This window comes from Delftia sp. ZNC0008, from assembly GCF_000799035.1.
In the GTDB taxonomy this organism is placed as follows: Bacteria; Pseudomonadota; Gammaproteobacteria; order Burkholderiales; family Burkholderiaceae_C; genus Comamonas; species Comamonas tsuruhatensis.
In genome coordinates, this window is the sequence record NZ_JTKZ01000400.1 from 1 (window position 1) to 2,536 (window position 2,536).

The following is a 2,536-nucleotide window of genomic DNA, read 5'->3' on the forward strand; positions in this document are numbered from 1 at the left end:
CCGCGTCTCCTCCCCTTTTTCCCCGCCCTTCTTCACCGCCCGCCTCACGCCCAGCGGTCTGCAGGTCGATGCCTGGGCCGACCAGCCGCTGTTGCACTCGCTGGAGCAGGGCGGCGTGGACTGGCCCAGTTCCTGCCGCAACGGCACCTGCCGCACCTGCATCGGGCAGTTGGTGTCGGGCAGCGTGCGCTACGAGATCGAATGGCCGGGCGTGACGCGCGAGGAGCGGGCCGAGGGCTGCGTGCTGCCCTGCATCGCCTATCCCGAAGGCGATGTGGTGCTGCAGGACCCCGGCCCCTGAATCCGGCCAAAGCCCGCGCCGCCTGCGGCCGATGGCCGCTGGAATAGAATGTGCGCTTTCGCAAGGTCATTCCGGGTCATGCCGATTGCCGACAGCGGCTGCGCCGCGCCACACGTTCTTTGGAAGCCCACTTCTGACGCCTGCCAGGCCGAGGGAGCCGGCGCGTGTGCCGCGCCCCGTCCGCACGACCCGGCTCCTCCAGAAGGCACTCCATGAACAACTCCACGTCCCCCGTGCCCATCTCGCCGGTGGAAGACATCATTGCCGACATGCGCGCGGGCCGCATGGTCATCCTCGTCGATGAGGAAGACCGCGAGAACGAAGGCGACCTGGTGCTGGCCGCCGACCATGTCACCCCCGAGGCCATCAACTTCATGGCGCGCTTCGGCCGCGGCCTGATCTGCCTGACGCTCACGCGCGAGCGCTGCGAATACCTGAAGCTGCCGCCCATGGCCGCGCGCAACGGCACCGTGTACAGCACGGCCTTCACCGTCTCCATCGAAGCGGCCGAGGGCGTGACCACCGGCATCTCCGCCGCCGACCGCGCCCGTACCGTGCAGGCCGCCGTGGCCAAGGACTCCAAGCCCACGGACCTGGTCCAGCCGGGCCACATCTTCCCGCTGCAGGCCGTCGACGGCGGCGTGCTCATGCGCGCCGGTCACACCGAGGCCGGCTGCGACTTCGCCGCCCTGGCCGGCTGCAGCCCCGCCGCCGTGATCTGCGAGATCATGAAGGACGACGGCACCATGGCCCGCCTGCCCGACCTGCAGCTGTTCGCGGCCGAGCACGGCCTGAAGATCGGCACCATTGCCGACCTGATCCAGTACCGCAGCCGCAACGAAACTCTGCTCAGCAAGGTCGGCGAGCGCCCGCTGCAGACGGCGCATGGCGAGTTCATCGCCCATGCCTTCCGCGACCTGCCCAGCCAGTCCGTGCACCTGGCCCTGGTCAAGGGCCAGTGGGATGCCGACACGCCCGTGCCCGTGCGCGTGCATGAGCCGCTGTCCGTGCTGGACGCGCTGGAGACCGGCCGCACCCTGCATTCCTGGAGCCTGGACACCAGCCTCGAATACATCGCCCGCCAGGGCCACGGCGTGGCCGTGCTGCTCAACTGCGGCGAAAGCGGCGACCAGCTGCTGGCCCAGTTCGACGGCAGCGCACGCGCCGCCCAGGCGCCCGAGCGCGGCCGCATGGACCTGCGCACCTATGGCGTGGGCGCGCAGATCCTGCGCGAGTGCGGCGTGCAGCGCATGCAGCTCATGGGCCAGCCGCGCCGCCTGCCCAGCATGGCCGGCTACGGCCTCGAAATCAGCGGCTACATCCCCAAGGAATAAGAAATGTTGAACGCAGAAAAGGGCCAGGCCCTGAATCTTGATGGTGCGCAACTGCGCATTGGCATCGTGCAGGCCCGCTTCAATGAAAGCATCACCAACAGCCTGACCCAGGCCTGCCGCGAAGAGCTGCTGGCCCTGGGCGTGCAGGCCGGAAACATCGACCACGTCACCGTGCCCGGCGCCCTCGAAGTGCCCGTGGCGCTGCAGGCGATGGCCGAGTCCGACCGCTACGACGCCCTGGTGGCGCTGGGCTGCATCATCCGTGGGGAGACATACCACTTCGAGCTGGTGGCCAACGAATCGGGCGCGGGTGTCACGCGCCTGGCCCTGGACTACCAGCTGCCGATCGCCAACGCGATCATCACCACCGAGAACACCGAGCAGGCCATTGCACGCCAGACCGAAAAGGGACGCGACGCGGCCCGGGTCGCCGTGGAAATGGCCAACCTGCTCCAAACCATTGACCGACCATGAGCGACGAACACTCCACACCGGCCTCCGCACGCCCTCCCCGCCAGAGCCGCACCGGCCTGACCAGCACCGGCGCGCGCAAGGCCGCCTCCAAGTCCAACCGCAGCCGCGCGCGTGAATTCGCGCTGCAGGCCCTGTACCAGCACCTGGTGGGCGGCAACGACGTGGAGGCCATCGACCGCTTCACGCGCGACCTGTCGGGCTTTCACAAGGCCGACTCGGTGCACTACGACGCGCTGCTGCGCGGCTGCATCAACTCCCAGGTGGACCTGGACGCACTGATCGCCCCCAAGCTGGACCGCACCATGGCCGAGATCTCGCCCATCGAGCACGCCAGCATGTGGATAGGCGTCTATGAATTCCAGCACTGCATGGACGTGCCCTGGCGCGTGGTGCTCAACGAGTGCATCGAGCTGGCCAAGGAACGCGG

At 68.6% G+C, this 2,536-nt stretch carries 4 protein-coding genes; all 4 read left to right on the plus strand.

Going from position 1 to position 2,536, the window contains the following annotated elements:
- Positions 1-301: 2Fe-2S iron-sulfur cluster-binding protein (locus tag L995_RS13475; RefSeq protein ID WP_047472240.1), on the plus strand; the 301-nt coding region annotated here is incomplete at its 5' end.
- Positions 302-513: 212 nt separating this feature from the next.
- Positions 514-1,635, plus strand: coding sequence for a bifunctional 3,4-dihydroxy-2-butanone-4-phosphate synthase/GTP cyclohydrolase II (gene ribBA / locus L995_RS13480; protein WP_016450459.1), 1,122 nt, complete (start codon positions 514-516; stop codon positions 1,633-1,635).
- A gap of 3 nt (positions 1,636-1,638) precedes the next feature.
- A complete protein-coding gene (gene ribH, locus L995_RS13485; protein WP_016450458.1) occupies positions 1,639-2,109 on the plus strand; it encodes a 6,7-dimethyl-8-ribityllumazine synthase in 471 nt (156 codons plus the stop codon).
- A partial coding sequence (gene nusB / locus L995_RS13490; RefSeq protein ID WP_047472241.1) for a transcription antitermination protein NusB occupies positions 2,106-2,536 on the plus strand: 431 nt, incomplete at its 3' end. The genes ribH and nusB, both read left to right, overlap by 4 nt.